The following is a 26,398-nucleotide window of genomic DNA, read 5'->3' as shown; positions in this document are numbered from 1 at the left end:
GGCTTTGACTGTAGCTTACTGGAAGATAAAAGAACACAACTCAGCATTTGCTGAGGTTATTGGATTCGACGTCAAGATCGGCAAGAAGACCGTTACTTTTTCTTCCAGAGCGTAATTTTCAACCCACCATAAATGTTGAATGGAGTTCCTGGAGCCTGGAAGGACGAGGAGCGAATGGGAATGGAGTCATCGTCGGAGCCGTAGGGGGTACCAAACGGCTGTGCCACAAAGTGATTGTTGTTATCGAAGGGGGTCGTTCCTAGTTGCGCCCCGGTCGAGTAGTGCTTATCGAGAAGATTGTTCATCTGCACGAACAGTTGAACGTAATCAGTTGCCTGGAATCGCGCGCCAAAGCTGGCAATCCCGTACCCAGCTGATTTGCCCGGTCCCAGATAGTACACTCCGTCCGGTTGGTCCAGGTTGTTTTCGTTACCTCGTGCGAAAGAAGACCCAACCGCGAGAATATCCAGTTCCGCCGTCAGCTTAGACGAAGGCCTGTATTGGCCATAGAGCTTGAATATGTTGCGCGGGACCTGTGGGATGAAGTCTCCAGGTACGATGTGGATGTTGTCATCGATACCAGGTTGACCCGCTAACGCACTGTCGTTTGTGCTGTTGCTACCGCCATCGATAGTCTGGGGGCTTTGATAGGTAGCGTTCAGGAAGGTGTAGTTACTGCCTACACTCCAATGCGGCCAGTCTTCGGAAATCTCCAATTCGATGCCGTCCCGACGTGTTTTACCGAAATTGAGGAAATAGCCGAAACCGGTTTGTTCAGACGCGACAAAAAGTAAGTCGTTATAGTTCTGACCGAAGAAATAATCGGCGCTCCAGTGCAGCGAGAGACTCTCGTTACTGCGGATACCCACTTCGAAGGTCCGCGAGACAACCTGTTTCAGCGGAGGATCACTCACCAGTGCGTTCGGTAAGTTGCAAGGCTCGGTTGGATCGGCGCAGCCGAGCTCGATCGACGTTGGAGAGCGGCTTGCCTCGCTATAGTTGAAATAGGCATTGAACAAGTGGGAAGGCTTATAAGTCAGGCCGGCTGCGGGGTTGAACCGCTGAAATACATTGTTGCTCGTGAGATTACCGCGCGCTGCCGAAATCGGCAGATAATCCAGATTGTCGAGCGACGTGTGATTGTAGCGGCCAGAGAGTGTAAAGGCCCAGGGGCCATAGGTGAAGGTATCAGTGGCATATACGCTGGGTGTATTTACCGTCCCGTGCAGCAGCACCTGGCTATCTACGGGGTCCCCGTCCAAGAACGTCGTGCCATCCAGAAAGATTGGGACGAGAGTAAAGGACACGTTATCGGGGTTCAGGTATCCGAGCTGAGTAAGTTGATGGTAAGTCGAGGTGCCGCGATCCCAGCTGGCTCCGACGGCGAGCCTGTTATGTTTTGTCTTCCACGCGACCAGACCGGAGAGACCATAGCTGTTCTGTTTATCCATAGTTCGCGTGATAACACCATTGCAAGTGGAGGATGGATCGCCTCCAGTGTCGTTTTGAAGCGTCTGTGCAAGGCAAAGCCAGTAAGGGAATGGTTCGGTGGTTGCGTCGCCTGCGATTGGGAAGTTGGTGTATCCAGCAGCGGTGAGTGCGTCGATATCGTCGGGGCCTAGATCGTAAAGGTCCTGACTGAACGAATCGTCGTTCAAGTCGCCATTGGAGCTGTCAGTGCGGACGTAACGATAGTATGCATTGCCAGAGAATGTCAGGTTTTCTGTCTGCGCGCGGGTGACGTTGAGGATCAACGACGGAGAACGGTCCCACGTGATATCGGGAATCGTATTGACGCCGCTATAGTTCGTCTTCAGGAATCGGAAGTCTGAGGTTCCGTTGCCGGTCATCCAATTGTTGGCATAGGCTCCGCTCAGGACGACACTCGTCTTCGTATCCGTCCAGCCCACCTTGACGAACGACTGCCGGATCTCGGAGGGCGAAAATTGTCGCCATCCATCTTCGCGATAGAGATTGCCTGCCAAATAATAGTTGAAGCCTTTGGGCAATACACCCCCCAGCTCTCCTTCACCGGCGCGTCTACCGAATTTACCGCCGGTGATCTGCACTGACCCTCCCTTGGTGTTAAGGCCGTCCTTAGTCTTCACCGAGATCGCGCCGCCCAATGTGTTCAGTCCATAAACCGGATCAGAACCAGGAATCAACGCCATGTCCCATATGGCCACTTTGGGAATCAGATCCCACGCGACGATATCGCCAAAGGGTTGATTCTGGCGTACGCCGTCCAAGTAAACGGAAAGCCCTTCCGGCGTCCCCAACAGGGGAGAAGCAGTATACCCGCGATAATTAATGTCCGGCTGATAGGGGTTGCCCGCATTCTCGTTGATGTAAACGCTGGTTAGCCGCTTGTTCATGAGATCCGCGAGGTCGAGTGAATTGCTGTCCTCAAGGTTTTTTGCGGTCAATGCTTGCACTGGAACGGGAATCTCGTCGACAGACTGGTTGGCCTGTCCGATCGGCGTCGGAGAAAAGACGGTGACACTACTCGACGCGCCCTGGATGAGAAGAGTAATCGCCTGCGAGACAGGCTTCGCCGAGGATATCTCGATTGTGACAGACCGGGGGGTGAATCCAGCCCTTGAGATATCCAGGCGGTAGCGTCCAAATGTTAGACCATCCAAAGAGTATGCGCCCCGAGCATCTGTTTGAAAGGTACGGTTGGTACCCGGGCCGGCTACATGACCGGTGGCTTGTAAAGCCGCGCCGGAAGGATCGTTGACCTGGAGCCGGATCTTGCCGGTGCTCTGTGCGTAGCTGGTCTGAGCCGCAACGAGGAGAAAGCTTATCAGGACAAGACGGATCAACTTGAATCGAGTACCGGAAAGCATAGGCGCAAGGAACAAATATTGTGATGTGGGCACGAGTCTCCCGCTCTTAGGTGTTGAAGAGCCCGAAGATTCGACGGGCATCTGTCGATTTTCTTTCATTGATTGAATATTCCGTTTCCAGACGTTTCGTTCAGACTTTTATTCGAGTCTTTTGCGTCGACCTCTTTACACTCCATTGACAGGCGGAGATCGAACGAGAAAGCGTGAACAAAATGCCACCGATCGGAATATAAAGGGTATGACCAGTCATGCTGAACCCGCCCACAGACTTGCTCGACGTTATGCCATTTCCGCGCTCGACTTTGTCCGAGTCGCCGGGAAGAGCCTCTGAGATCGAGTCCGAGATCCTGGGCCTTTTTGAGCGATTTCGGGTTCCGCTTCTTCGCTACGTGATATCGATAGGGCTTTCTCCACATGATGGAGAGGAGATTATTCAGGAGGTATTTCTCTCACTTTTCCGGCATCTGCAATCGGAAAAATCTCGACACAATCTGCGTGGATGGATCTTCCGTGTCGCACACAACCTTGCCTTGAAGCAACGCACCGCCAGCCAGCGATGGTACAAGATGACGTCGAACGACGTGGACATTGCATTTCAACAATCCGACCCCTCCCCGAATCCCGAAGAACAGGTATTGTTTGGGCAAAAGCGCGCCCGTTTGCTGGCTGTTCTTCAAGCTCTCCCGGAGAACGACCGACATTGTCTTTGCTTGCGCGCGGAAGGACTTCGTTATCGTGAGATAGCCGCGGTGCTCGGTATATCTCTAGGATCTGTATCGATATCGCTGACGCGATCGCTCGCACGTCTGTCGCGTGCGGAGGGGAGATAACCAATGTGGAGAGAAGATTCTCACCCCAAAGAGGAAGAGCTTCTTCTGCTCGTGGATGGCGAACTATCAACGCGCCGCGCATCTAGAATTCGTGCGCATCTCACTGCTTGTTGGGACTGCCGCGCTCGGGTGACTGAAATCGAACAGACCATAACCGGTTTTGTACGAACTCATCGCCAGAGTATCGATCCCATGCTGCCGCCGGCCGCTGAATCTGGCGCACAGTTGAGGTATCAATTAGCCGAACTTGCGTCGCGGCCTCTACCTGACTCCTGGCGACGATTTTTCCATCCCGGTCCTGTTATTCGATTTGGCGTGTACGGGACTATCACCGCCATACTTACCATTTTGGGTGGCGAGGCCATCTACCATCGTTTTACTCCGCGAGTACCCGATCCAGCGACCGCGACGCTTGCCCTTAGGGCAATCCCCGATCGAAATCTCACTCCCGGCGCAGCACGGCAGGTTGCAATCAAGGACATCTGCTCGGTGGCTCACGAAGAGGTTATCAAGCCCGTTTCATTGTCCTTACGTCAGCAGGTGTTTCATGAATACGGAATAATCAATCCCAATCCGGACGACTATGAGATCGATTATTTGATTGCCCCTGAGCTGGGAGGTCTCGAAGACATTCAGAACCTCTGGCCGGAACCCAACACATCCCCCACATGGAATTCCCACGCTAAAGACGCACTAGAGGAACGGCTTCACGAATTGGTCTGTTCTGGAAAGCTCGACGTGGCCACCGCTCAACACGACATTTCAACTAACTGGATCGCGGCCTACAAAAAGTATCTCCCTGCGGAGGCTGGTTTTCCGGAGGGCGTTAATTCTTCGCAAAACAGGCTTACGTCCCTTGCTGCATTTTGACCGTCGGCGACATCGATTCAGTGTTCGACGCACGTCGGCTTAGGAGTGCATCTCTTCCATAAACCCACCGATGAGCCTGGCGCATTCTTCCAGGAAGGTTCGGTCGTCTGGCCCAAACGCACTGAGGTCATGGCTATCGATGTCGATCTCGCCAACGACTTTATCTCGAACTCGAATCGGAACAACAATCTCTGACTTAGTCTCGATAGAGCAAGAGAGATAACGGGGATCGGCGGAGACATCATCCACGATCACTGTCTTGGCCTGGGCCACCGCAGCACCGCAGATGCCCTCTGTAACGGGGATGCGAACGTGGTCAGTCGGTGCCCCGTCAAATGGCCCCAGGACAAGAACATTCGCGTCGTTCGGATCCAGCATGTAGAAACCAACCCAGTTGTAGTAAGGCAGTCGCGTCGCGATCAGGCGGACGGTGAACTCCTGCAAAGTAAGAACATCGTGCGAGGTCGTGCTGGATCTCTCAATCTCGCTGAGGATCTCTTGAAACGCTTGATGAGCCATGTGTCTATTGTCTCTCAAGCAGACTTTACGAACTGGAGTGCCACTGAGTTCATGCAGTACCTGAGCCCCGTCGGGCGCGGTCCATCATCAAAGACGTGGCCAAGATGCGCGTCGCAACGCGGGCACGAGACGGCAGTACGCTCCATTCCCAGTGAAGAATCGGAGTTTTCTTTGACATTCTCTTTGGCGATGGCCTGCCAGAAGCTAGGCCAACCGGTCCCAGACTCAAACTTCGTCTCCGAACTGAAGTTCGGCGTTCCGCAGCAGATGCAGTGATATAAGCCATTCTCGTGGTTGTCCCAATATTTGCCGCTATATGGCCGCTCGGTTCCCGCAAGCCGCGTGACAGAGTAGGCGTCGGGGGTGAGCTGCTGCTTCCACTCGGCATCGGGCTTAATAATGGTTCGGACAGTAACGACACCCTGGCGCTGTCCTGAATCGGAGAACTGGACGATTCTAATGTCTTTCGGCGTTTGATCCTTCGCCTCTACGGGCTGTGTTCTGTATCGCGAGTGGAGTATGACACCCACCACAGCAGCTGCACTCGCGCCAAGAAAGACGCGGCGAGGCATCTTGTTTCTATCTTTGTCTTGATACTGAGTCTCTTCGGCCATTAACTACTCCTGTTAATAGTTAGACGTACTGGATGACGGGACTGCTTACCCGAAGGTAAACGCAAAGGCCTGCACCCCGGGATCGAGGAACTCGATCGTGAAGGAGTGGTCGGTGAGTTACAGGCTCTGGCCAGGATTGGAGGGCGGGATGATGACCCCTGGGAAGACAAACGGGCCCCAGAACTTGACGCCGTTCAAATCAAGGCAGAAGACTTCTTCCAAGAAGTCGAGTCGCGTGGACTGCGAGAGCTGCACTCATCTACGAAAAGCCAGACTCCTTCCGCTAAACTAGAAGTTGCCCCACGGAAAGCCGCATGCCAGCCGAAATCATCCTCCAGCAAACTCCGGACGCGACCGCCCTCCTCGACAGGCGCGAGCAGCTTGCCACCGTCCGCACGACGCTCGCTGAGCGCGAATCCGAGCTCGCCCAAATCCGAGCCCAGCTCAAGACCTTCGAAGGTCGTTACCTCCGCCAAGTCGGCATTCTCTACGCCGAACTCGACGACCTCGAAGCGCGCATCGCCGAGCGAGAAGTCGATCTCTATGACTCCGACGCCGCCCGGCGCCGAGCCGAAGAAACCCGCCAGCGCGCAGAGGAAACACACGATGCCGCATTCGGTGATGCCCGCGAAGCCGAAGAGTTCGACCCGCCGCCCAGCCTCAAAACCCTCTTCCGCGATGTCGCCAAGCGCATCCACCCGGACTTCGCGCGTGACAACGCCGAGCAGAAGCACTTTACCCTGCTGATGGCCCGCGCAAACCAGGCCTACGGTCGCGGCGACACAGAAACCCTGCAGCGCCTTCTTGACGATCACCGCGAAATCAATGCCTCTATCGCTGGCGAAGGCGCCGCCGCCGAGCTTCTCCGCATCTCGCGCCAGATTCAGCATGCAGAGCGCGACATCGCCTCCCTCGATGCCGAGCGGCAAACGCTACTCGCCGGCGAAATCGCTCAACTGTATCTCGACGCCGAAGCCGCCGCCCGCGAGCACCGCGACCTGCTCACCGAGCTCGCTGCCAACCTCCGCGAGCAGATCGTCGACGCCAACCGCCGCTTCGATCTCATTGACCGCCAGATCAGCGCGCACGGAAGATAAAGATGGAAGATAAAGCCAAAGCCGGGCTGCAACACATCCCTACCAGCGGCGCTCTGTCGCTCCATTCCACGCGCTCGAGCATCATTGCCCGCGGCCGACGCGATGCAGCCAACGCCGCCTCTAACCCTCACTACCGGCAGGCCGTCACTGACTACAACGCCCGCAACTTCACCGAAGCTGCAACCAGCTTCCGACTCGCCGCCGAGCAGGGCCATGCCGAGGCGCAATATCTCCTTAGCACGATGTTCGACGCAGGTCAGGGTCTGCCGCAAGACGACACCCAAGCCGCCTACTGGGAGCGCAAAGCCGCAGAGCAAGGCCACGCCTACGCTCAAGCCAACCTCAGCTTCCGCTACTACGCAGCCAATAACTTTGCTGACGCTTTCGCATGGTGCCAACGCGCTGCTCATAGTAACCTCGCCTGGGCGCAATACAACCTAGGCCTCATGTATCGAAAAGGGGAAGGGGTTCCGCAGAGCAACACAGATGCTGCCCATTGGTATCGCTTGGCGGCCGCCCAGAACTATCCTGAAGCCCAGCAGAAGCTAGCGGATCTCTACTACACAGGCCAAGGCGTCCTGCTCAGCCATGCACTGGCCGCCGCGTGGTATCGGAAGGCCGCCGATCACGGCAACGCCGAAGCCCAATTCCAACTCAGTCACCTCTACGCCATCGGGCGGGGCGTAGAGCACGACTACACCCAATCCCGCCACTGGATTCGTCAGGCCGCTATGCAAGGCCACGAACAGGCGCTCCGCGAACTAAAGCGCCGCGAGTACCGCGACCCATAATCCACGCGATCAACAAGCGATGGTGTTCAGCGCCGCCCAAGCCGCGACGTCTCCTTGTTTCCGATGCCTGTAGATTTCGGCGTTTACAAGTTGTTTCGTCCTTGATAGGTCGGCTTCTCTAGTTTTGGTGCAATTCATCATAAGTGCATTGTGTGAGCAGGTTCGCTAATGTCAAGGCATACTTCTTTTAGTAAGGGCCTTTGCGTTCCAGTTGTAGGTTGCGTGCCTGTTGCCCTTCACCGGGTTTGTATTCGCAGTCTGGTGAGCTTGTATATGGAAGCTTGGAAGTGGTTTACAGGCGCGATGAGCGCAGCCGGCTGATTGGCTTCGCCTCGAGGCCGTCATGCTGCTAGCACCTTCTCTAACAATCAAACCATCGGTGCTTCCAGCGGCGGTGCCATCTGGAGCAACGGCACACTCACGGTCAGCAATAGCATCTTCTCGGGCAATTTGGGGGCGACCAACGGCGGAGCCATCCTCAATAGCAGCGGCACGAACACGGCGACGGCAACAGCAGCTTCTTCCTCAACAATTCGGTTGCAATTGCGTCGCAGGGCAACGCTGCGAGCTTCACAGGTGGCGCGATTCAGAATAGCGGCGGCACGCTCATCGTAAGTAATAGCATCCTCTCGGGAAACGGGAGCGGCGCGGGTGTCGGGGTCGATCAAACCGGGGGAACCCTCAATGTGAGCTACAACGTCTTCTATCAAAATCTCGCCTCTGGCGGGGGCGAGAGCGACTGCGTAGACTGTAGCAGCAATCTCGGAGCCATCGACGCCAATCCGCAACTCGCCGCGCCGGGCAACTACGGCGGCACAACGCAAACGATGTTGCCGCTGCCGGGCAGTCCAACGATTTGCGCAGGCAGTTACTCACTGGCGACGAGTGGTACAACACAGCTCACTACGGACCAGCGCGGCTTTCCTCTGGCATCGGCGAGCTGCAGCAATGGCGGTGCGGACGTTGGGGCCGTGCAGACGAACTACCTGATGGTCAACACGACCGCCGATAACAGCGACGCCTCCTGTGGTGCTACCTGTTCGCTGCGTGACGCGATTCAGCAGGCCGAGAGTGCGGGCACGGGAGACTTTGCCTTCGCCTCCAGCGCCGTCGGAACCATACCCTCGGCAGTACGTTGCCGACGAATCTGACTGTCTCCGGTGGTGGATCCGCCACCGTGGGAAGTGTGTGTCGGTCAGGTCGGGCGCGCAAGTCTTTCTCTCCGGCTTGACCATCGCAAACGGAAACGCGAATAGCGGGGGAGGCATCCTGAACAGCGGCACGCTCACGGTGACCAGCAGCGCCTTCACCAGCAACTCCACTCCCGGCAACCTTGGCGGGGCCATCGAGAACAGTGGCACGCTGACGGTCGCCAATAGCACCTTCAGCGGAAACTCCTCCGGCAACGAGGGCGGCGCTGGCGGCGAGCTCTATAAGACGGAAACCTTGATGGTGAGCAACAGCACCTTCGTGGGCAACTCCTCGGCCAACGGCGGCGGGGTGGGCGTCTTCGACGGCACGGCTACGATCGCGAACAGTATCTTTGCGCACAACACCAGCGCCAGCGCCGGAGCGGCGGTCTTAACTCCCGAGTTTGTCGTCGACGCCTACAACAATCTCTTCTTCGCGAATATCGATAGTGGCAACGGCAGCGAGAGCGACTGCTTCAACTGCACGATCAACAGTGGCAGCATCAGTGTGGATCCCATGCTCGCCGCTCTGGGCAACTATGGTGGAACGACGCAGACGAATGCTGCCGCCACCAGGGAGCGCGGCGATCTGCGCGGGGCTGAAATCTCGGCGGTCGATGCGAGTGGCAATCCCCTCACCGCCGACCAACGTGGATTTACCCTGGGCGTTTCCAGTTCGACCTACTGCTCTGTTACCACCGTGGACGCGGGCGCGGTGCAGACCGATTACACGTCCATCCAGTTCACGAACATTCCTGGTGGAGGAGCGTATTCCGCTATTCAAAACGCGGCGGCCAACCGTCTGCCGATCATTTCGGGAGAACAGCCAGGACGTCGGCAGTGTGCCTGTGACGCTGACGGACGCTTCGCACACGAGCACAGGGCTGGGTCCAGAAACGACGGTCGCCAACACGGGCGCCACCCATCCACACTGACGCTGAGGCCGACGACCGTGCCATCGCCGACGGCGGACGTGGCGTATAGCCAGACGCTGAGTGCCAGCGGTGGTTCTGGAACCTACACCTATGCGTCGACCTCTGGCTCCTTGCCGACAGGGTTTATGTTGAGCCGGTCGGGAGTGATTGGCGGAATTTCCACGACCACTAACCCTTCAGCAGTCTGAAGGTATCTTGAGTCCCGTCCCCTTCATCCCTTACTCTCTTATTGCTCTGGTTCACTGCACACACTGCACACCAACCCCATCACGGCGCAACGCTTCTGGATGAAGGGCGGTGCAGTAGAACCGTGAGCGCAGAGGTATCGCTGCCTGGGGCATCGCAGCGCGCGTGGAGGGCGATCATGCAGGTCCCTCCCGCAAAACGGGGTAGCGGCAACAACAGATCGAACTTTGCCGAGAAGCGGACTTTCATGCTTCTGGTCAAATTGCCTCGAGTTACCAAAATTGTATGCCGGTGTGTTCACTTTCCACTTGCCGAAGCTCAATGAGAAATCGGCCCAACGAAGCAGATTCGGATCCACGTCTACTGTCGCACACAGTTCCCGCCTCTGCTCTCCGCAGTCTCCTTCGATCTCTGCCAAGAGTGCCGTGGGGCGTCGGTGGTAAAACGTGAAACGGCTTAATCGGCCACATCGGTACCTCTTTGACCGGATCCGCCAAGTTCAAACAGATAGATGCGTCCACTGAGCGCATTCTGAACGGCTACAATTGTCCATCGTCGAAGTCGCCATTTCATGGTTGGGGGTTAAAACTCGCCAGATGGGTCTTTTAGCGAATTTAAAAATCCGAACCAAGATACTAGTAGCTTTGCTCCCGCTGGCCTTCATGGTTATTGTGGCAGCGTTCTACGCGTCGGTCGAGATGAATAAAATCGACAGCCGGTATAGCGATCTGATAGCCAAAGATGTCAGAGCCCTCCACAATTTAACTGTCGCGCGGGTGTTGAGCAACCGATTCGCCCAGCTCGTCTATCAGGAGATTGCTGAGCCTGATCCTGACAGAATGCGAGTGATCGACGTAGAGCTCGATAGGACGGCGGCCGAATTTCACTCTTCCGTCGCATTGAGCAACGCAGAAACTTCAGGCATGAGTCAGAAGATCGATGCGATCTCCGCCCTATTTGACCAAGCGGTATCCGACTCCGGCCCAATTCGGGCTGCGGCCTTAAGTGGCAACAATGACAAGGCTATGAAGCTGGCGCGCGAAACATTTGAACCCGAGTTTCGCAGGGAACGCCAATCGCTGACTGACCTAGCTGATGAAGTTCACGCGGGCCTCGACCAACAGTCCGATCAACTCACCCTCAAAACTCATCGAACAATTCTGATCACCTGGATCGTAATCATTTTCGGACTCGCTGCATCTTTCACGATTGCTCTCTCGATAGTGCAGATTGAAGTGGTTAAGGTTGTCTTGTCATTCCGGACTCGCATTCTTGACGTTGCGCAGGGACGACTTGACCTACCCATAGCAAATCTCAACCGTACCAATGAAATTGGTGAGATGAGCCGAGCCTTGCAGACTTTGCAGATCGCTGCTCGCGAGCGGGAGATTTTGCGCTGGATAAAATCGGAGGTGGCGACTACGACTGAGCGACTACAGTCGGCGGAAGATTTTCCGGCGTTCGCCAGCGCCCTACTATCGCGAATCTCCGAGACGTTAGATCTGCTGTACGGAGCGTTCTACCTGGCCGACGATAGTCGCACGCACTTCGCTCGAGTTGGGGCATTTGCAACAGATGTCTCGACCGAATTGCGAGAGTTCTCTCTCGGCGAGGGCCTGGCGGGGCAAGCGGCTGCTGAGCACCGAACGCTTCGGATTGTCTCCGAAACGAACAAACTTCTCAGCGTAAGCACAGGGGCTGGTACAGTAAGCCCGGCTTGCATACTGTTTATCCCGGTGATGAACCAGGACGACGTCCTGGCGATCATCGAACTGGCATCGTCCGCCCCTGTGTCGGAGCAACAGCAGGCACTGTTGGACGCGCTATTACCGACCGTCGCCCTCAATACGAAGATACTCTCCAGCAAACTTGTAACCAGGAAGCTGCTGGAACACACCCAGGTACAGGCCGCGGACCTTGAGGTGGCTAAAGAGGCGGCCGAAGCTGCCACCAAAGCCAAGTCTGATTTTCTGGCCAACATGAGCCACGAGATCCGGACACCGATGAACGCCATCATCGGGATGACCCACCTCGCATTGAAGACAGATCTTTCTCCAAAACAGTCAGACTATCTGACCAAGGTGAAGTTCGCCGCACACTCACTGCTTGGAATCATTAACGACATTCTGGACTTCTCCAAAATCGAGGCAGGCAAACTCGATATTGAAAAGACAGATTTCCGGTTAGAAGACGTGCTCGACAATTTATCGACGATCGTCAGTCAAAAAGCGCAGGACAAAAACCTCGAGTTCCTAATCGCAGCGCAGCATGACATCCCGCCCAACCTGATTGGCGATCCCCTTCGACTCGGGCAAATCCTGATCAACCTGGTGAACAATGCCGTCAAGTTTACGGAACGCGGCGAGGTGTTGGTAACGGTTGCGATGGAGGACCAGATAGCCGATCGGGTCAAGGTGAAATTCTCCGTCCGAGACAGCGGTATCGGGATGACATCGGAACAGATCTCGAGACTGTTCCAGGCATTCGCGCAGGCGGACACCTCAACTACGAGAAAATATGGCGGCACCGGGCTTGGTCTCTCCATCTCAAAACGGCTGGTCGAAATGATGGAGGGTTCCATCTGGGCAGAGGGTGAGCCTGGGGTGGGGAGTACCTTCCATTTCACTTCTTGGTTCGGAGTTGGATCGGAGGACAAACAAAGACGATTGATAGTTGATTTGGCTGGGATCCGGGCCCTGGTCGTTGACGATAACGAGCAGGCTCGCGAGATACTCACCGAGGCGCTTCGCGTATTTGCACTCCGCGCTGAATCGGTTTCGTCCGGTGAGGACGCGGTGAGGGAAATTGCTGCCGCAGATTCTACTGACCCGTATCGCCTGGTACTGATGGATTGGCATATGCCGGGACTGGACGGACTGCAGGCCAGCCGCGTTATCAAGCGCAACCAACGTCTGCAGAATATTCCCAAAATCGTGATGGTCACCGCCTTCGGGCGGGACGAGATCAGGACGCAGGCGGAGGAGATCGGCGTCGAAAGCTACTTGTTGAAACCAGTAAACCAGTCGCTACTCTACGACACTCTGGTGGACCTGTTTGGCGTCGCGGGCGCGGATGACCACCGTTCCCATAAGAGAAAGGACAGCGCGGCCGTCCATGACGCCACAGGGATACGCGTCCTTCTTGTCGAAGACAACGAGATGAATCAGCAGGTTGCGACAGAGCTTCTGGAAAGCGCGGGAGCGATCGTAACTGTTGCCAACCATGGCGGTGAAGCAGTAAAGATCTTAACCGCTGGAGACCAGCCTCCTAAGTTCGATGTAGTGTTCATGGACCTGCAGATGCCCGAGATGGATGGGTTCACGGCAACCAGGCTCCTGCGAAGCGATCTACGATTGCGAAAGTTCCCAATCATTGCGATGACAGCGCATGCTCTCGTTGAAGAACGCCAGCGTTGCCTCGATGCCGGCATGAACGATCATGTGTCCAAGCCGATTGACCCCGACAATCTGTTTGTGACGCTGCTGCGATGGGCAAAGCCGAGGCCCAAACAGGCAGTCGGACCCCAAACACCTGTCGCCAATATAAAAGCGTCTGATGACGTATCTCTGCCAGACATCTCAGGGATCAAAGTCATGGATGGACTAAACCGTGTCGCCGGCAACAGGCAACTGTATCGCGATCTACTCAGGCAATTTGCCGTCAAGCAAATCGACGCAGCTGACCAGGTTTCGGCTGCTTTCAAAAGCGGCGACTTGCAATTGGCTGAACGCATTGCCCATACCGTCAAGGGTGTTGCGGGCAATCTTGGAATCGAGGCGGTTCAGTTGGTAGCCCAGAAACTGGAGAAGGCACTACGCGGCGGAGAAGAAGGTCTGTCGGCACCACTCGCTGAATTTGCGAATGTGATGGGAACTCAGATTCAGGCGATCAATAAAGCGCTAAGCGAATCGGCGAGCGCTCATCCCAAAGCGGTACAGATTTCGCCCTTCGATGGGAAGGCGGTGACTGCTGCGATTGATCGGCTTAAGACTTTGCTCGAGGCGAGTGACGGCGGCGCCGAGGAGTCATTTCGGAGTTTGCAGGACGCAGTGGCTGGTGTTGTCGAGAAGCCCTATCTGGATGGTCTCAGCGTGTCGATCAACGACTTCGATTTTGACGCTGCGCTGGTAAAACTGGATGGCATCGCCGAACTTTGTGCACGAATTGAGGGCAGCAAATGACTCAGGTCAATCAGAAGACAGTGCTGGTGGTGGATGATGCTCCCGCCAACATTCAAATCGTGAATTCGATTTTGAAGGATTTATACAAAATTCGCATTGCAACCAATGGCTCAAAGGCATTAGAGCTCGTCAAGGTTATGCCTCTACCTGACCTGATTCTTCTGGATGTTGTCATGCCCGAGATGGATGGATACGAAGTATGTACGAGGTTGAAACTGGATCCGGAGACGCGCGACATACCAGTCATATTTCTTACCGGACAGACGGAGGTCGAGGATGAGACGAAGGGTTTCGAGGTCGGTGCGGTGGACTACATCCACAAGCCATTCTCCCCTGCGGTTGTAAAGGCGCGTGTGCAAACCCACCTCGCGCTTCGCGGCATCCGCGAACAGCTCGCACAGCAGTTGCGCGATATCCAGAAAGAATTGGAAACAGCGCGGCAGATCCAATTATCGATTCTTCCATCCACCGTCCCGAAAATCGCCAGTCTAGATATCGCAGCACGTTACGTCCCCATGACGTCGGTGGCCGGCGATTTCTACGATTTCATCGTAGTGGATGAGGAGCATCTCGGCGTTCTTGTGGCCGATGTATCGGGACACGACAATCGTGGCAATCCATGTCGCCCCCCATTCGTGACTGCACCAGACAAATCCGATAATGTTGCACCGACTCGAATCTAGCGAATAATCCTGAAGAAGTTTGTGCTGGGTCTGCCACACTCATCCAAGCCCAGGGAGAGACTCAACCGTGCGCAGTAGCGCCTCTACTACCCTGAGTGTCTCCTTGGATGACGACGACGTGGACAAATGGGTTCGACATGGGCTCCACGCTTTAATTCGGGGACATCCCCAATCAGAGTGCGATGGGAGCCCTGCTACCTGGCTGGCTGTTCCCTCTGCGGTGGAAATGCATGTCCGGCTCGACCGGGATACGATCCGTGGCGCTCAGATCATCGAGCGATATTCGGCGCGCGCCGAGTGACCACCGGTAGGCAGATATCGTTCTGCCTCTTCACAGACCTTGAATCGGCAAGCGTTGGAATGACCGAGAAGGTATCGTCGCGGACAACTCGAAAGGTTTTTACACATCTGGAACTAAACGGTTCATAATAATGAGTACCTATTTCTTCGTTTTAGTGCGAAGAGGTATCAGCATTGCGGGTAGCGCTGTGAAGGCATCATCCAGGAGGAAGAGGATCAAGGTATGGCTCGTCCTAGAAATTTCAGCCGTCAAGGGGTTCTTGAAAAAGCCCTTCCCGTTTTCTGGGAACATGGCTTCGCAGATACGACTCTTCAGGATCTTGAGGCGGCCACGGGGGTCAACAAGTCGGGTCTTTATGCAGAGTTTCGAGATAAGGACGATCTCTTTCTTGAGACCCTGCGTTACTACATCGAGACAAGCAAGATCAAGGACACGCTCACGACCGAACCACTTGGCTGGGATAATGTTCGCAGCTACCTTAGTGTGGCACTCGGATGTGTCGAGGGGCAAAAGGGGTGCTTCTCCACAAATTCAATGAGGGAGTTCGCGATTCTCCCGACGGAAGCTCATAGTATCGTGCAGAACAGCCTCAAGCCCCTGCGACAACTACTCGTCAAGAACATCGAGGCGGAGCGACCGCGCATGCCGGCGGGCTCGCTTGCTGATATCGTGATGACCTTTTTTGTTGGCACCAGCCTTGAACAGAACCTCGCTACCACCAAGACGGCAGGAGCGCGAAAGATCGAGGGCTTCATGCAGATATTGCGAAGCCTTTGACACTTTTCGCTCATCTGAAAGGACTCGACAGTTGGCTAGCCCACTGCGAGACCAGCTCCGCAGAAGCCCCCGTCACGGCATCGCGCTTGCCTTCTAACACCGCAAGTTGCACCGCGAAGTTTCCCAGCGTTGCACTCTCCGTCGATCCCCGAAACAGCTCCAACCCCGTTGCCTCCTGGGTTAGTTTATTCAGAAAATCATTTTGGCTCGCACCCCCAACAACAAACAGCCGGCGCAACTTCTTTCCACTGTGAAATGCTACCCGCTCCAGCACACTCGCGTACCGAGCCGCAAGACTATGGAAGATGAGACTCGCAAATTCAGGAGCATTTGCTGGGCTTTCGTCTAAAGGAACGAACCCCTTCCGCGCTCGCTGGGCATTGATACGTTGCGGCATCTGCCCAGCCAGCAGCAGGTCAGCATCATCCACATCTAGCAGGCCATCTGGCGTGGCTGCGTCCTCAGCTGCAGCCACTATCTCAGGAACTGTCCAAACGCGGCCATCGTCAGCCCATTTTTCGATGCACTGACGAATTAACCACATCCCATTCACATTCTTATGGAAGCAGATTCGATCGCCCACGGCCCCAAGGTTCGTAAAATTCTCTTCGCGGGCCGCCGCATCGTTCTTCGGCTCCTCCAGCAGCGTTCCCACTAACGACCATGTACCCGAGCTAATGTACGCCCAATCATCTCCGGCCGCGGGAATCCCGGCAATCGCCGAAGCGGTATCGTGGCAGGCTGGCGCAATCAGGACGGTATCCCGAAAGGCTGGGACCCCTGCAAGTGGCCCAGTCAGTCGACCAACTCCGGTTCCTGGGGGGACCAACTGCGGTGCACACGCAAGATCCAGACCAGCAGCCTGGAAAATCTCTCGACACCACTGCCGACGATCTAACTCCATCATCTGTGTATGAGTCGCATTTGTATGCTCGGCCACACGCGCCCCCCCCAACCGCGACAAAATATACTCTGGTAGATTCAGCCACTGCAGTTCACTCGGCTGTCTTTGCAAAGCATCTGCATGAAGTTGATACAGGGTGTTGATTCGCATCAACTGAATGCCGGTCAATTCCCGCAATCTCCGGGGGCTGATCTTTCGATGCAGAGACCACTCCGCATCTACGGTTCGCTGATCGCGGTAACAGAAAGGGTCGGCCAACGCCTTACTATCCGTATCCACCCACACGTAGTCCACTGCCCAACCATCAACCGCAATCGAACGCACACCTTCGCCTGCGATCTCCGCACACTTCCGGAGGCCATCGTCGAGCCCTGCCTCGATCATCGTCAGGTCCCAGCGAAGTTCGCCGTCCACATCACGCGGAGCATTCGCAAAACGATGCACCAGCGTAATCACCGCCTTCCGGTCCAGCCAGCGGAGCAGCGAAACGCGGCAACTCTCGGCACCCAAGTCCACCGCAACCAAAGCCCGCTGATCTACAGGCAAAAGCAGCATGTCAGGCATCCGCCTTCATCGCAGATAGGCCTCGGTTAAGCCCCCATCTACGGGAATCAAATGCCCCGTCGTGCATCGGGCCTGGGGCCCTGCAAGAAACAGAATCGCCCGCGCGCAATCCTTGGGATCAATGGGCTGATGAGTCAGCGTCCGCGTTGCATAAAACTGGGCCAGCATATTTCGCAGTTCATCGTCCGAATTCTTGTCATCGAAAGGCAACTTATATTTCTTCAACGAAGCTACTACTCGATCTCGCGGAAACATCGTTGAGCCTTTCACGACGGTAGCGGGGCTTATGCCATTAACCCGCACATGAGGGGAAAGCGTAACCGCCAGTTCCCGCACCAGATGACTCAGAGCCGCCTTGCTAACGTCGTAGGCTTCGCTCCCTCGCTTCGCCACAACCGCATTCGCCGAGCTGGTTAAGACAACGCTGGCGTCGATTCCCTGCTGTGAAAATATCTTCGCAGCCTCGTCTGTCAGCAGATAGTTAGCCGTAACATTTACTTCCAACGTCAATGCCCATTGAGCGTCGCTGATAACCCCATCCGGCGAGGACGGAAACAGTGCCGCAGTATTGATTAGAATATCGATGCCACCAAACTGTTTGATCGTCGCGTCCAACGCAGCTTTGATCGCCTTTCGTTCCCGAATGTCGATGCTCGTCGAGTCTACGGCTTCCTTGCCTGAGATTGCCGCGGTCTCAAGTGCAACGGCTTCCGCACCTTTCACGTCGCGGTCCGCTACCATCACATGCGCACCATGCTCAGCCGCCATTAACGCAACCTCGCGACCGATCCCGCTACCTCCGCCAACAATAAGAACAATCCGCCGGCTCAACTCTCTCTCCGGTGGTTGGCGTCGAATCTTTGCCTCCTCTAGCTTCCAGTACTCAATCCGAAAGGCCTCGCTGGGAGGCAGCGCCACGTAATTCTCATAAACCGTGAACTGATCGGCTGTCGCGGCTGGACCGGCTTGCGGGATCTCCTTGCAATCCCCTCCAGTCCCAAGAGCACCAGCGCTCTTCATCACACCAATCGCGTTGATGTAGAACTCGCCCGTGATGCGCGATTCAGCTTTATTCTTTCCGAAGCTAAACATGCCCAGACCCGGCACCAGCACTACGGTTGGGTTGGAATCCCGAACTGCGGGCGACTCCTTCACCGCATAACGGCTGTAATACTGCGCATACTCCGCACGGTACGTCTCAAGGGCGGTGTCGATCAACTCTTCTAACTCGGTTGGCTCACCCTCTGGATTCCACTTGATAAACATTGGACGAATCTTAGTGCGGATGAAGTGATCCGGACAGCTTGTTCCGAGATGAGCCAGCCTCTCGGCCTGAGCAGAGTTCACAAACTCCAAAACCTCTGATGCATCGCTGAAGTTCGCTATCCATCGCTGCTTTCGCGAAACAACTCCTCGCAGATACGGCATGATACGCAGCGCAATCTCTGCGCGATCCTCGCGACTCTTTACCTGAGAACCAGCGAAGTGTTTGTGTCCGGCGACCGACGCATGCCGCTCAATAAACTGCCCTATTTGATCGATGATCGTAATCGTATTCAGATAGCTTTCGCGTTGCGTATACCCCCATGTAAATAGCCCATGGCCACCCAGCACAACTCCATCGCAACCGGGGTTGGCTTCGACGATTCTCCGCATCATCATCCCTAACTCGAAGCCTGGTCGCTGCCATGGCAACCAGACCAACTTATGGCCGAATTCCCTGTTGAACTCCTCCATTTTGATCTTCCCGTTCGCGGACGCGGCCAGCGCAATCCCCCAATCCGGATGTAAATGGTCCACATGTGCAAAGGGCAGAAACGCATGGAGAGGAGTATCAATGGATGCGGCTACAGGATTATTCCCAAACGTACACAAGGGGTACAAATCAACCATCTCATCTTCCAACTCGACGCCGCGGTACACCCTCTCCAATGACAATAGCTTCTCCATGTAAAGAGTCGCGAAGCCAGTGCGCTTGATGCTCCCGAGATCGCCGCCACTCCCCTTCACCCAGAGAACCTGCTTTGCCTTCGAATCCAGCGGGTCGGCCTGATCCAGCTTCGAGCTTGTATTGCCTCCGCCAAAGTTCGTGATTCGCAGGTCCGACCCCAACAGATTCGACCGGTATCTCAAAAGCTCTGGTCCATCCAGAGTTCCCGCAACCGCCTCATCCCAACGATCTGCAAGAAAGCGAAGACCCTTCTGTACTGGCATACATTCCCCCGTCGTACCGGCCGCTCAAACGCCAGGATCATCATTCCACACCAAACACCAATACGGCAACTATTTCCAATGAGAAAATCGATCAAAAACAAACCCGAGAGGCAACCGGCGACTGTAGTAACAGACTCTTTTCAAGGGCACGCATGATCCGCAGAACTTGTAACGTCCAAGCGCCGCTTGTTGCACCGCGCTGTTTGCGATCACGCCTTCCTCCAGCTGCGGATGTCAGTCGAGCAGTTCCCGTGTCACCATCTTGTGAGCGACATAGTTATACGGAGCCACCGTCTGGCCGCGCAGCAGCGACAGTCCGAGATGCATCAGACTCGGTCCATACGACGCAGCTTCGTGCGACACCGAACCAATCAGTGGCGAGCGATCTCTCCGCATCTCCGCAACCGCCTCCGCAATGCAGTCCTGTCCCACAATCACCACATGCTTATCGCGCTTGTTTTCTCGTACTGCATCGACCGCGCCTAACGCGCTTGAATCTGTCGCGGCGGCGATCAAGATGTGCTTGTCCTTGGGATGTCGCTGCAGAAAATCAGATACCAGCATTTTGCTTCGGTCCCGCATGCCACGCCCGTCAATCCTCACATACGACTCCACCGGTAGATCGGGAATCCCGCTGCGAACCCCCTCGAACGCCCCCACAATCCTGCTCTGCACCAGTTGCCCTGCCTCGGGCAGATCGAGTCCAATCACCCAATTCACCCTGCCGCCCCAGTTCGCCGTCGCGTACGCCGCAAGCGTCTCGCCGGCCTCAATTCCCACGCGGTAGTTATCCACTCCAAAGTAGGTGGCATGAGGGTGCGGGATATCAATTGCGATCAACGGAATATTTGCCTCGGCGATCTTGTCCGCAATGATCGGAGCAACCTCTTGCTCCACCTGGAATTCAATGATCAGGTCAACCTTACTTCGAACGAACTCCTCCGCATTCTTTAGCGCAGTGGCTGCGTCGTACCGATTGTCAAGGATCAGCAGATCGACTCCAACTGAGGCCGCTGCATCTTTTAGACTCTCTGTTACTTCGTTGGAAAAGGGCATCTCTGCGCTCTGCCCCGCAAATCCAAACCGTAGCTTCTTCTGCCGTGTCACCTGCCGATAGAGCCCATCTGGAGACTGCGAAAGATACCCGCGGTGCACAAACGTCTTCAAAACCCGATAGACCGTGGTCTTTGAGATGCGTGTCTGCCGATGGACCGACTCAAGCGTCATTGGCTGGTTTTCCGCCTGTACAAGTTCGAGAATATCCAGGGCCTTGGACAGGACAGGAATCAAATAAAGTCGCTTCGTCGTTTTACGTGCCGCCATAGTCTCCTGCTGAAGAACAATCAGTCAGCCGTTCCATTATGTGGCAAGGCAGCCGCGTTTCGTTAATGAAATAAACAATCTATGAAAGCAGAGAGTCTGCAACTCGACTCTCTCTCTCACGCATAACGGAATTCGCTGCGGGCATTTTGACTGTTCCGTTCCTGTGTGATCTTCTCCACATATCCGCTCTCCCTAAGAGCTTTCAAGGGCTCTGGAGGAAGCCCGCGTGCCTCCCGCCACTCCCGCACTATCGGACGAACGTCCTGCCAGAAGGCTCCGCGGAAGCACTCCTCCGCCTCCACCAGCCGACACTCCTGTTGCAATTCAGCCAGCCGAGCCCTGTCCACAAGCGCCGCCTTGGCATAAAGTTCCTGCGCAGTCACCACCGTCTGCACCATCGCTTCGACCTTACCCTTCAAGTTATGACTTTGATCGATCATGAACGCAATCTGGGCCTGATCGTCTTTTCCGACGCTCAAAATCTCATGAAAGATTCGGAACACCTGGTAAGGATCAATAGATCCTAGCGTCAAATCGTCATCTGCATACTTCCGGTCGTTGAAGTGAAATCCTCCAAGCGCCCCCAGATGCAGGAGCCATGCAACAATCTGTTCGATATTCGTGCCTTGATAATGATGCCCGGTATCCACCAGCACCTTTGCTTTCGGTCCCGCCCGTCGAGCCAACTCCAGCGCCATTCCCCAGTCAGCAATATCTGTATGATAAAAAGCCGGCTCAAACGGCTTATACTCCACCAGCATCCGTTGCCCTTCACCCAGAGCCGCGTGGGTCGCGCCCAGTACCTCCTCCATCCATCCAATACGCTTCCGAATACTCTGTGTGCCCGGATAATTTGACCCATCCGCAATCCACATCGAAACATCCTGCGAGCCCAGCGCCCGCCCGATCTCGACCGAATCCAGCAGATGCGCCAGCGCATTGCCGCGAATCTCTGCGCTCGGATTGGCAATTGAACCGTACTTATATTCCGCATCCTGAAAGAGGTTGGGATTAATCGATCCCGAATTCACACCATACTTCTTCTCGAGCGCCTGAATCGCTGGAACATCTGCTTTCCCACCCGGAAGGTCCCACAAAACATGCAGCGCCACCGTAGGACTCGCTCCGGTCAAGGCATTTACCTGCGCAGCATCCGCAAACTTTTCTTCAATTGTCGTTGCAGCGCCACCCTGGACAAACTTGCCAAAACGGGTCCCTGTATTCGCGAAACCCCACGACGGCACCTCGATGCGAAAACCATCCAGCGCCATCCATACCCGATCACGTACTGAGTTCGTTTCGATCCCCAAGTCCATTTGAAGGCTCATTTTCTCTAAATAGAAATATACTCTCTATTGAAACACTCAAAAGGTTGCACCATTTCAAGAGGATTTGTCAAAGAGTGTTCTCTCTCAAATCCCTGATCCGACCAAAACTACATCCAGATATCGCGGCCCATGTACCCCCTTGATCCGCGTCATTTCAATATCCGCCGTAGCCGATGGTCCCGAGAAAAAAGTTGTCGGCAGCTCAGCCGTCTCCTGCAGTCGAGCCATCGCCTCCGGCACAGTCTCCACAACATCTTCCTCGCACACCACACACAGCTGATAATCCGGCACTAAGGTCACCGCCCGTCTTCCCTGCCCCGGAACACTCTGCAATATCACTGTTCCGGTCTGTGCAATCGCCATGGTCGATCCGGTCATCACGCCATCAAATCTGTCCAACTCTGCCGCAGACAAACCCTCGTCCACTACAAACTCAACCACTACCGGCAACCACTCGTTTGGAATCCCGGGAGGCACAACCATGCGCGTCTTTCCCCGCTCAGAAAGCATCTTCGCTACGATCGCCGACACCCTGTCTCGTCCAGTACGAACAACGTTTGCGTCATAGTCCCGCAGCCGATCTTCCAGCAACTCCAGCACAGCCTCCCTCTCACGGGTAGCCGCTCGCCGATACTCGCGGGGCAGACGAGTCCACCCAGCCCTGGCGACCTCTGTATTCGAAACCCCGCCCGTAGCCGCACGAATCCGCTGAAGAATCTCTGCCCTGGCTGAACCCAAAGGTGCAGCACCTGTATCAACTCCCATGCGTCCCCCGTTTCTTCCACCAATCACGAAACGTCTCCTGCGGCATCTCCTGCAGATCCCTCACCTTCGTCCATCCACCTAGCATCCCCGGCAGCCATCCAATCCAGCCCTCGCCCTTCTCATCCCTCCGCACCAGCGGAGCCTCGGCCATGCGTCCCATACGCTGCGCTGCCCGAAACCGATGCTCGCTGAGAAAAATCATCCCCATCATCTTCATCGCGAACGCCTCAACATTCAGCGGCCCGTTCTGCTTCACAACCTTATTCCGCAGATGAATCAGCACCTCCGGAATATTGATCTTCACTGGACAAACCTCATAGCAGGCTCCACAAAGCGACGAGGCATAAGGCAGCGACTGCGCATGATGCATCTCCTGCAACTGCGGCGTCAGAATCGCTCCAATTGGCCCCGCATACACGCTCCCGTAAGCATGCCCACCGGTCTGCCGATACACCGGACAAGCGTTCTGACACGCTCCGCACCGTATGCAGTTCAGCGTCTGCCGTCCCTCCGCATCTGCCAAAATCTCCGTGCGTGCATTGTCCATCAGCACCACATGAAACGCTCGCGGGCCATCCGCGGCGTTTACGCCAGTCCAAATCGAGTTATAAGGGTTCATCCTCTCGCCGGTGGCCGAACGAGGCAACAACTGGAACAAAACTTCCAGGTCCGCAAACCGCGGCACTACCTTATCAATCCCTGCCACCGCAATCAGTGTCTCTGGCAACGTCAAACACATGCGTCCGTTGCCCTCGCTCTCCACGATGCAAACACCGCCAGTCTCTGCAATCAGAAAATTCGCTCCACTCACTCCCGTCTTCACCCGCAGAAACTTCTCCCGCAAGAATATCCGTGCCGCATCGGCCAAATCCTCAGGCCGCTCGCCGAGTTTCGGCAGATTCATCTCTCGCTGAAAGATCTCCCTGATTTGCTGTCGATTCTTGTGCAGCGCCGGCACCACAATATGCGAAGGCTGGTCGTGCCCCAACTGAATAATCAGCTCTGCCAGATCGGTCTCGTAGGGATGAATCCCCGCAGCCTCCAGCGCCGAGTTCAACTGAATCTCTTCAGTTGTCATCGACTTGATCTTAATCACCTCGTCCGACCCCGAAGCCTTCACCAACCCGACGATAATCTGTCGAGCCTCCGCTGCATCCCGAGCCCAATGCACCACTCCACCAGCCCGGGTGCAATTCGCTTCAAACTCCTCCAAATAGAAATCCAGATTCTCCATTGTGTGCTGACGAATCTGCTTCCCGGCCTCGCGTAGCTCCTGCCAATCCGGCATCTCGGCCACCACGCGAGCCCGCTTGGCCTGAATGACATCCGTAGCATGGCGAACATTCCTTCGCAGCTGCCCATCTTTCATCGCAGTCCTGGCAGCGATCGGAAAGACCGGAGCGGTCTTCGGATCCAAGGCGCTCCCGCTCACAGTTCCGCCCCTTCCTGTGCAGCCAATATCTCCGCAAGATGGAGCGTCTTCACACCAGTCTTCTGTCTGTGCAAAGCCCCCTGAATATGCATCAAGCAACTGTTATCGCAAGCCGTACACACCCTCGCGCCAGTCGCTAAAACAGCACCAGTCTTTTCCTCAAGCATCGCACTCGAAACATCCGCATTCTTCACCGCAAACGTTCCGCCAAACCCGCAGCACTGCTCCAGCGCATTCAATTCAACCAGATCAATTCCCCGCACCGCCTTTAGCAAACGCACCGGACCATCGCCCAGTCCAAGATTTCGTAGCCCATGACAACTAGCGTGATACGTCACCCGATGAGGATAGGAGGCCCCCACATCCTCCACTCCCAGCCGCTTTATCAGGAACTCCGAGAACTCAAACACGCGAGGCAGCAACTGCGAAACTTCGGCGATCAATGCAGCATCCCCAATCTCGGCCGCCATCTTCGGATAGTGGTCCCGCATCATCGCAACACAAGAAGACGAAGGCACCACCACAGCCTCGGCCCCGCGAAACTGCTCCACAAAGCGCTTCACCAGCGGCAACGCCTCAGACTGGTACCCTGTATTCCAATGCATCTGCCCACAACAAGTCTGTCCGGCGGGAAATTCTACGGTATGTCCCAGCCGCTCCAGCACCCGAACCACGGCCTTACCCGTATCAGGAAACAGCGTGTCGTTATAACAGGTAATAAATAGCGCAACTCGCAGGACACCCTCCATTCTCACCATTTAAATTCAATAGGGACTATATTTCCCAATGTAACTTTCGTCAGGTACGATAGTACGCGCTCGGCAACCAACGTGAATCACGGAACGAGGTATCGTGGGAACTAACCCGTTTATAGGCGTCATCTTTCACTGGATCGGCGGTTTCGCCTCCGCCACAAATTTCATTCCTTTCCGCGGCATTAAGCGCTGGTCCTGGGAGGTCTACTGGCTTGTCCAGGGCTTCGCAGCATGGATCGTCACCCCTATCGTACTTGCCTATCTCTTCGTTCCCAACGTCTTCGGCATTCTTAGACAGGTCCATGCCGATCCTACTAGCCACGCCATTGGCTACGCATTTCTCTGGGGAGCGCTCTGGGGCATGGGCGGCCTCACCTTCGGCCTCGCCATCCGATATCTCGGCATTGCTCTCGGCTATGCCATCGCTCTCGGCCTCTGCACTGCCTTCGGAACCCTCATACCGCCCATCTACGATGGCTCCATTCACACCATCCTGCACGAAACCTCTGGCCAAATCATCCTCTTCGGCGTCCTCGTCTGCGTGGTTGCCGTAGCCATCAATGGCGCCGCGGGTCTCTCCAAAGATCGTGAGATCACCCCAGAAGAAAAAGCCGAAGCCGGAGAGTCGGATTACAACTTTGGCAAAGGCATTGCCGTCGCCATCTTCGCTGGCATTATGAGCAGCTTCTTCGCTTTCGGACTTAAGGCAGGCAAGCCCATCGGCGACATCGCCAAAACTCAACTCCTCGCCAACCATCGCCTCGACCTCTGGCAGAATCTGCCTATTCTGATCGTTGTTCTTTGGGGAGGTTTCCTAACCAACTTCATCTGGTCCGCGATACTTATCCTAAAAAATCGCTCCATCAAGCAGTTCGCGGGTGAACCGGGCTACAACCCCATGCGCGCCTCTCACTCCTCAGGCGACACGCTCGTCGACTTTGACCCGCTCGATGCCTCCACCTATGACCGTCTGGCCCCCAAGACCCTCGCGGCTAACTACGTCTTCGCTGCCATCGCTGGAATCATCTGGTATTTTCAGTTTTTCTTCTACTCGATGGGCCAGACCAAGATGGGCAAATACGACTTCTCAAGTTGGACCCTCCACATGGCCAGCATCATTATCTTCGCCACTCTGTGGGGTCTCATCTTCAAGGAATGGCACGGCACGAGCCGCCGCACCAAACTCCTCGTCTCCTCCGGCCTCATTCTGCTTGTCGGCTCCACTCTGATAGTCGGCTACGGAAACTACCTAAAAGCCAACTAGGACTTTCCAAAAATCATCTCCCCAAA

Annotated in this window: 21 protein-coding genes and 1 pseudogene; 11 read left to right on the top strand and 11 right to left on the bottom strand. The window is 55.6% G+C overall.

Going from position 1 to position 26,398, the window contains the following annotated elements:
• Positions 1–92 precede the first annotated feature (92 nt).
• Complete coding sequence (locus RBB77_RS06890; RefSeq protein ID WP_353065869.1) at positions 93–2,825, bottom strand: TonB-dependent receptor; 2,733 nt, start codon at positions 2,823–2,825, stop codon at positions 93–95.
• A 272-nt stretch (positions 2,826–3,097) separates the two neighbouring features.
• Between RBB77_RS06890 and RBB77_RS06885 the strand changes: the two genes are divergently transcribed.
• Entirely contained in the window at positions 3,098–3,679 is a 582-nt protein-coding gene (locus RBB77_RS06885) for an RNA polymerase sigma factor (RefSeq protein ID WP_353065867.1), read from the top strand.
• Between the two features lie 3 nt (positions 3,680–3,682).
• The gene (locus tag RBB77_RS06880) at positions 3,683–4,549 is read left to right on the top strand and encodes an anti-sigma factor family protein (protein WP_353065865.1); all 867 of its coding nucleotides are present in this window, start codon (positions 3,683–3,685) and stop codon (positions 4,547–4,549) included.
• A 39-nt stretch (positions 4,550–4,588) separates the two neighbouring features.
• Here the strand turns inward: RBB77_RS06880 and RBB77_RS06875 are convergent, their stop codons facing one another.
• The 3 genes and pseudogenes from RBB77_RS06875 to RBB77_RS06865 form a co-directional block, all read right to left on the bottom strand.
• Positions 4,589–5,068: a GAF domain-containing protein gene (locus RBB77_RS06875; RefSeq protein WP_353065863.1), complete on the bottom strand. Its 480-nt coding sequence runs from the start codon at positions 5,066–5,068 to the stop codon at positions 4,589–4,591.
• A gap of 14 nt (positions 5,069–5,082) precedes the next feature.
• Positions 5,083–5,682 carry a peptide-methionine (R)-S-oxide reductase MsrB gene (msrB, locus tag RBB77_RS06870; RefSeq protein WP_353065861.1) on the bottom strand — a complete coding sequence of 200 codons (600 nt, stop codon included), beginning with the start codon at positions 5,680–5,682 and terminating at the stop codon, positions 5,083–5,085.
• A 45-nt stretch (positions 5,683–5,727) separates the two neighbouring features.
• Positions 5,728–5,790: pseudogene (locus tag RBB77_RS06865) on the bottom strand (hypothetical protein); the annotation flags it as partial.
• A gap of 206 nt (positions 5,791–5,996) precedes the next feature.
• Between RBB77_RS06865 and RBB77_RS06860 the strand changes: the two are divergent.
• The 8 genes from RBB77_RS06860 to RBB77_RS06825 all read left to right on the top strand — a co-directional run bounded on the left by RBB77_RS06860 (position 5,997) and on the right by RBB77_RS06825 (position 15,823).
• Positions 5,997–6,779: a hypothetical protein gene (locus tag RBB77_RS06860; protein ID WP_353065859.1), complete on the top strand. Its 783-nt coding sequence runs from the start codon at positions 5,997–5,999 to the stop codon at positions 6,777–6,779.
• A gap of 2 nt (positions 6,780–6,781) precedes the next feature.
• Complete coding sequence (locus RBB77_RS06855; protein ID WP_353065857.1) at positions 6,782–7,570, top strand: tetratricopeptide repeat protein; 789 nt, start codon at positions 6,782–6,784, stop codon at positions 7,568–7,570.
• A gap of 321 nt (positions 7,571–7,891) precedes the next feature.
• Positions 7,892–8,185 (top strand): hypothetical protein, encoded by a 294-nt coding sequence (locus RBB77_RS06850; protein WP_353065855.1) that lies wholly within the window; start codon positions 7,892–7,894, stop codon positions 8,183–8,185.
• Positions 8,186–8,256: 71 nt separating this feature from the next.
• Positions 8,257–8,721, top strand: a complete 465-nt coding sequence (locus RBB77_RS06845; RefSeq protein ID WP_353065853.1) for a CSLREA domain-containing protein — start codon at positions 8,257–8,259, stop codon at positions 8,719–8,721.
• Between the two features lie 37 nt (positions 8,722–8,758).
• Positions 8,759–9,883: a hypothetical protein gene (locus RBB77_RS06840; protein ID WP_353065851.1), complete on the top strand. Its 1,125-nt coding sequence runs from the start codon at positions 8,759–8,761 to the stop codon at positions 9,881–9,883.
• A 594-nt stretch (positions 9,884–10,477) separates the two neighbouring features.
• The gene (locus RBB77_RS06835) at positions 10,478–14,062 is read left to right on the top strand and encodes a response regulator (protein ID WP_353064478.1); all 3,585 of its coding nucleotides are present in this window, start codon (positions 10,478–10,480) and stop codon (positions 14,060–14,062) included.
• Complete coding sequence (locus tag RBB77_RS06830; protein ID WP_353065849.1) at positions 14,059–14,745, top strand: response regulator; 687 nt, start codon at positions 14,059–14,061, stop codon at positions 14,743–14,745. The genes RBB77_RS06835 and RBB77_RS06830 overlap by 4 nt, the downstream gene beginning before the upstream one ends.
• Positions 14,746–15,268: 523 nt before the next feature.
• Entirely contained in the window at positions 15,269–15,823 is a 555-nt protein-coding gene (locus RBB77_RS06825) for a TetR/AcrR family transcriptional regulator (protein WP_353065847.1), read from the top strand.
• A 10-nt stretch (positions 15,824–15,833) separates the two neighbouring features.
• On the opposite strand, the gene RBB77_RS06820 is transcribed toward RBB77_RS06825, so the two are convergent.
• The 7 genes from RBB77_RS06820 to RBB77_RS06790 all read right to left on the bottom strand — a co-directional run bounded on the left by RBB77_RS06820 (position 15,834) and on the right by RBB77_RS06790 (position 25,090).
• Positions 15,834–17,282 (bottom strand): rhamnulokinase, encoded by a 1,449-nt coding sequence (locus tag RBB77_RS06820; protein WP_353065845.1) that lies wholly within the window; start codon positions 17,280–17,282, stop codon positions 15,834–15,836.
• Positions 17,283–17,297: 15 nt separating this feature from the next.
• Positions 17,298–19,505, bottom strand: coding sequence for a bifunctional rhamnulose-1-phosphate aldolase/short-chain dehydrogenase (locus RBB77_RS06815; protein WP_353065843.1), 2,208 nt, complete (start codon positions 19,503–19,505; stop codon positions 17,298–17,300).
• A gap of 234 nt (positions 19,506–19,739) precedes the next feature.
• Positions 19,740–20,828 carry a substrate-binding domain-containing protein gene (locus RBB77_RS06810; protein WP_353065841.1) on the bottom strand — a complete coding sequence of 363 codons (1,089 nt, stop codon included), beginning with the start codon at positions 20,826–20,828 and terminating at the stop codon, positions 19,740–19,742.
• Between the two features lie 116 nt (positions 20,829–20,944).
• The gene (locus RBB77_RS06805) at positions 20,945–22,144 is read right to left on the bottom strand and encodes a TIM barrel protein (protein ID WP_353065839.1); all 1,200 of its coding nucleotides are present in this window, start codon (positions 22,142–22,144) and stop codon (positions 20,945–20,947) included.
• A gap of 96 nt (positions 22,145–22,240) precedes the next feature.
• Positions 22,241–22,921 carry a LutC/YkgG family protein gene (locus RBB77_RS06800; protein ID WP_353065837.1) on the bottom strand — a complete coding sequence of 227 codons (681 nt, stop codon included), beginning with the start codon at positions 22,919–22,921 and terminating at the stop codon, positions 22,241–22,243.
• On the bottom strand, positions 22,911–24,353 hold the full coding sequence (locus RBB77_RS06795; RefSeq protein ID WP_353065835.1) for a LutB/LldF family L-lactate oxidation iron-sulfur protein: 1,443 nt from the start codon (positions 24,351–24,353) through the stop codon (positions 22,911–22,913). Before RBB77_RS06795 ends, RBB77_RS06800 begins: the two co-directional genes overlap by 11 nt.
• The gene (locus tag RBB77_RS06790; protein ID WP_353067588.1) at positions 24,350–25,090 is read right to left on the bottom strand and encodes a (Fe-S)-binding protein; all 741 of its coding nucleotides are present in this window, start codon (positions 25,088–25,090) and stop codon (positions 24,350–24,352) included. The genes RBB77_RS06795 and RBB77_RS06790 overlap by 4 nt, the downstream gene beginning before the upstream one ends.
• A gap of 115 nt (positions 25,091–25,205) precedes the next feature.
• Between RBB77_RS06790 and RBB77_RS06785 the strand changes: the two genes are divergently transcribed.
• Entirely contained in the window at positions 25,206–26,372 is a 1,167-nt protein-coding gene (locus RBB77_RS06785; protein WP_353065833.1) for an L-rhamnose/proton symporter RhaT, read from the top strand.
• The last annotated feature ends 26 nt before the right edge of the window (positions 26,373–26,398 follow it).

This window comes from Tunturibacter psychrotolerans, from assembly GCF_040359615.1.
GTDB classification, from domain to species: Bacteria; Acidobacteriota; Terriglobia; order Terriglobales; family Acidobacteriaceae; genus Edaphobacter; species Edaphobacter psychrotolerans.
The sequence above is the reverse complement of the archived record's forward strand: the minus strand, read 5'-3'. Positions and strand labels throughout refer to the sequence as shown.

Coding starts and splice junctions, on each gene's coding strand:
- RBB77_RS06885 (WP_353065867.1), top strand. CDS start 3,098: ATGCTGAACCCGCCCACAGACTTGCTCGACGTTATGCCATTTCCGCGC.
- RBB77_RS06880 (WP_353065865.1), top strand. CDS start 3,683: ATGTGGAGAGAAGATTCTCACCCCAAAGAGGAAGAGCTTCTTCTGCTC.
- RBB77_RS06875 (WP_353065863.1), bottom strand. CDS start 5,068: ATGGCTCATCAAGCGTTTCAAGAGATCCTCAGCGAGATTGAGAGATCC.
- msrB (WP_353065861.1), bottom strand. CDS start 5,682: ATGGCCGAAGAGACTCAGTATCAAGACAAAGATAGAAACAAGATGCCT.
- RBB77_RS06860 (WP_353065859.1), top strand. CDS start 5,997: ATGCCAGCCGAAATCATCCTCCAGCAAACTCCGGACGCGACCGCCCTC.
- RBB77_RS06855 (WP_353065857.1), top strand. CDS start 6,782: ATGGAAGATAAAGCCAAAGCCGGGCTGCAACACATCCCTACCAGCGGC.
- RBB77_RS06835 (WP_353064478.1), top strand. CDS start 10,478: ATGGGTCTTTTAGCGAATTTAAAAATCCGAACCAAGATACTAGTAGCT.
- RBB77_RS06830 (WP_353065849.1), top strand. CDS start 14,059: ATGACTCAGGTCAATCAGAAGACAGTGCTGGTGGTGGATGATGCTCCC.
- RBB77_RS06825 (WP_353065847.1), top strand. CDS start 15,269: ATGGCTCGTCCTAGAAATTTCAGCCGTCAAGGGGTTCTTGAAAAAGCC.
- RBB77_RS06820 (WP_353065845.1), bottom strand. CDS start 17,282: ATGCTGCTTTTGCCTGTAGATCAGCGGGCTTTGGTTGCGGTGGACTTG.
- RBB77_RS06815 (WP_353065843.1), bottom strand. CDS start 19,505: ATGCCAGTACAGAAGGGTCTTCGCTTTCTTGCAGATCGTTGGGATGAG.
- RBB77_RS06810 (WP_353065841.1), bottom strand. CDS start 20,828: ATGGCGGCACGTAAAACGACGAAGCGACTTTATTTGATTCCTGTCCTG.
- RBB77_RS06805 (WP_353065839.1), bottom strand. CDS start 22,144: ATGGACTTGGGGATCGAAACGAACTCAGTACGTGATCGGGTATGGATG.
- RBB77_RS06800 (WP_353065837.1), bottom strand. CDS start 22,921: ATGGGAGTTGATACAGGTGCTGCACCTTTGGGTTCAGCCAGGGCAGAG.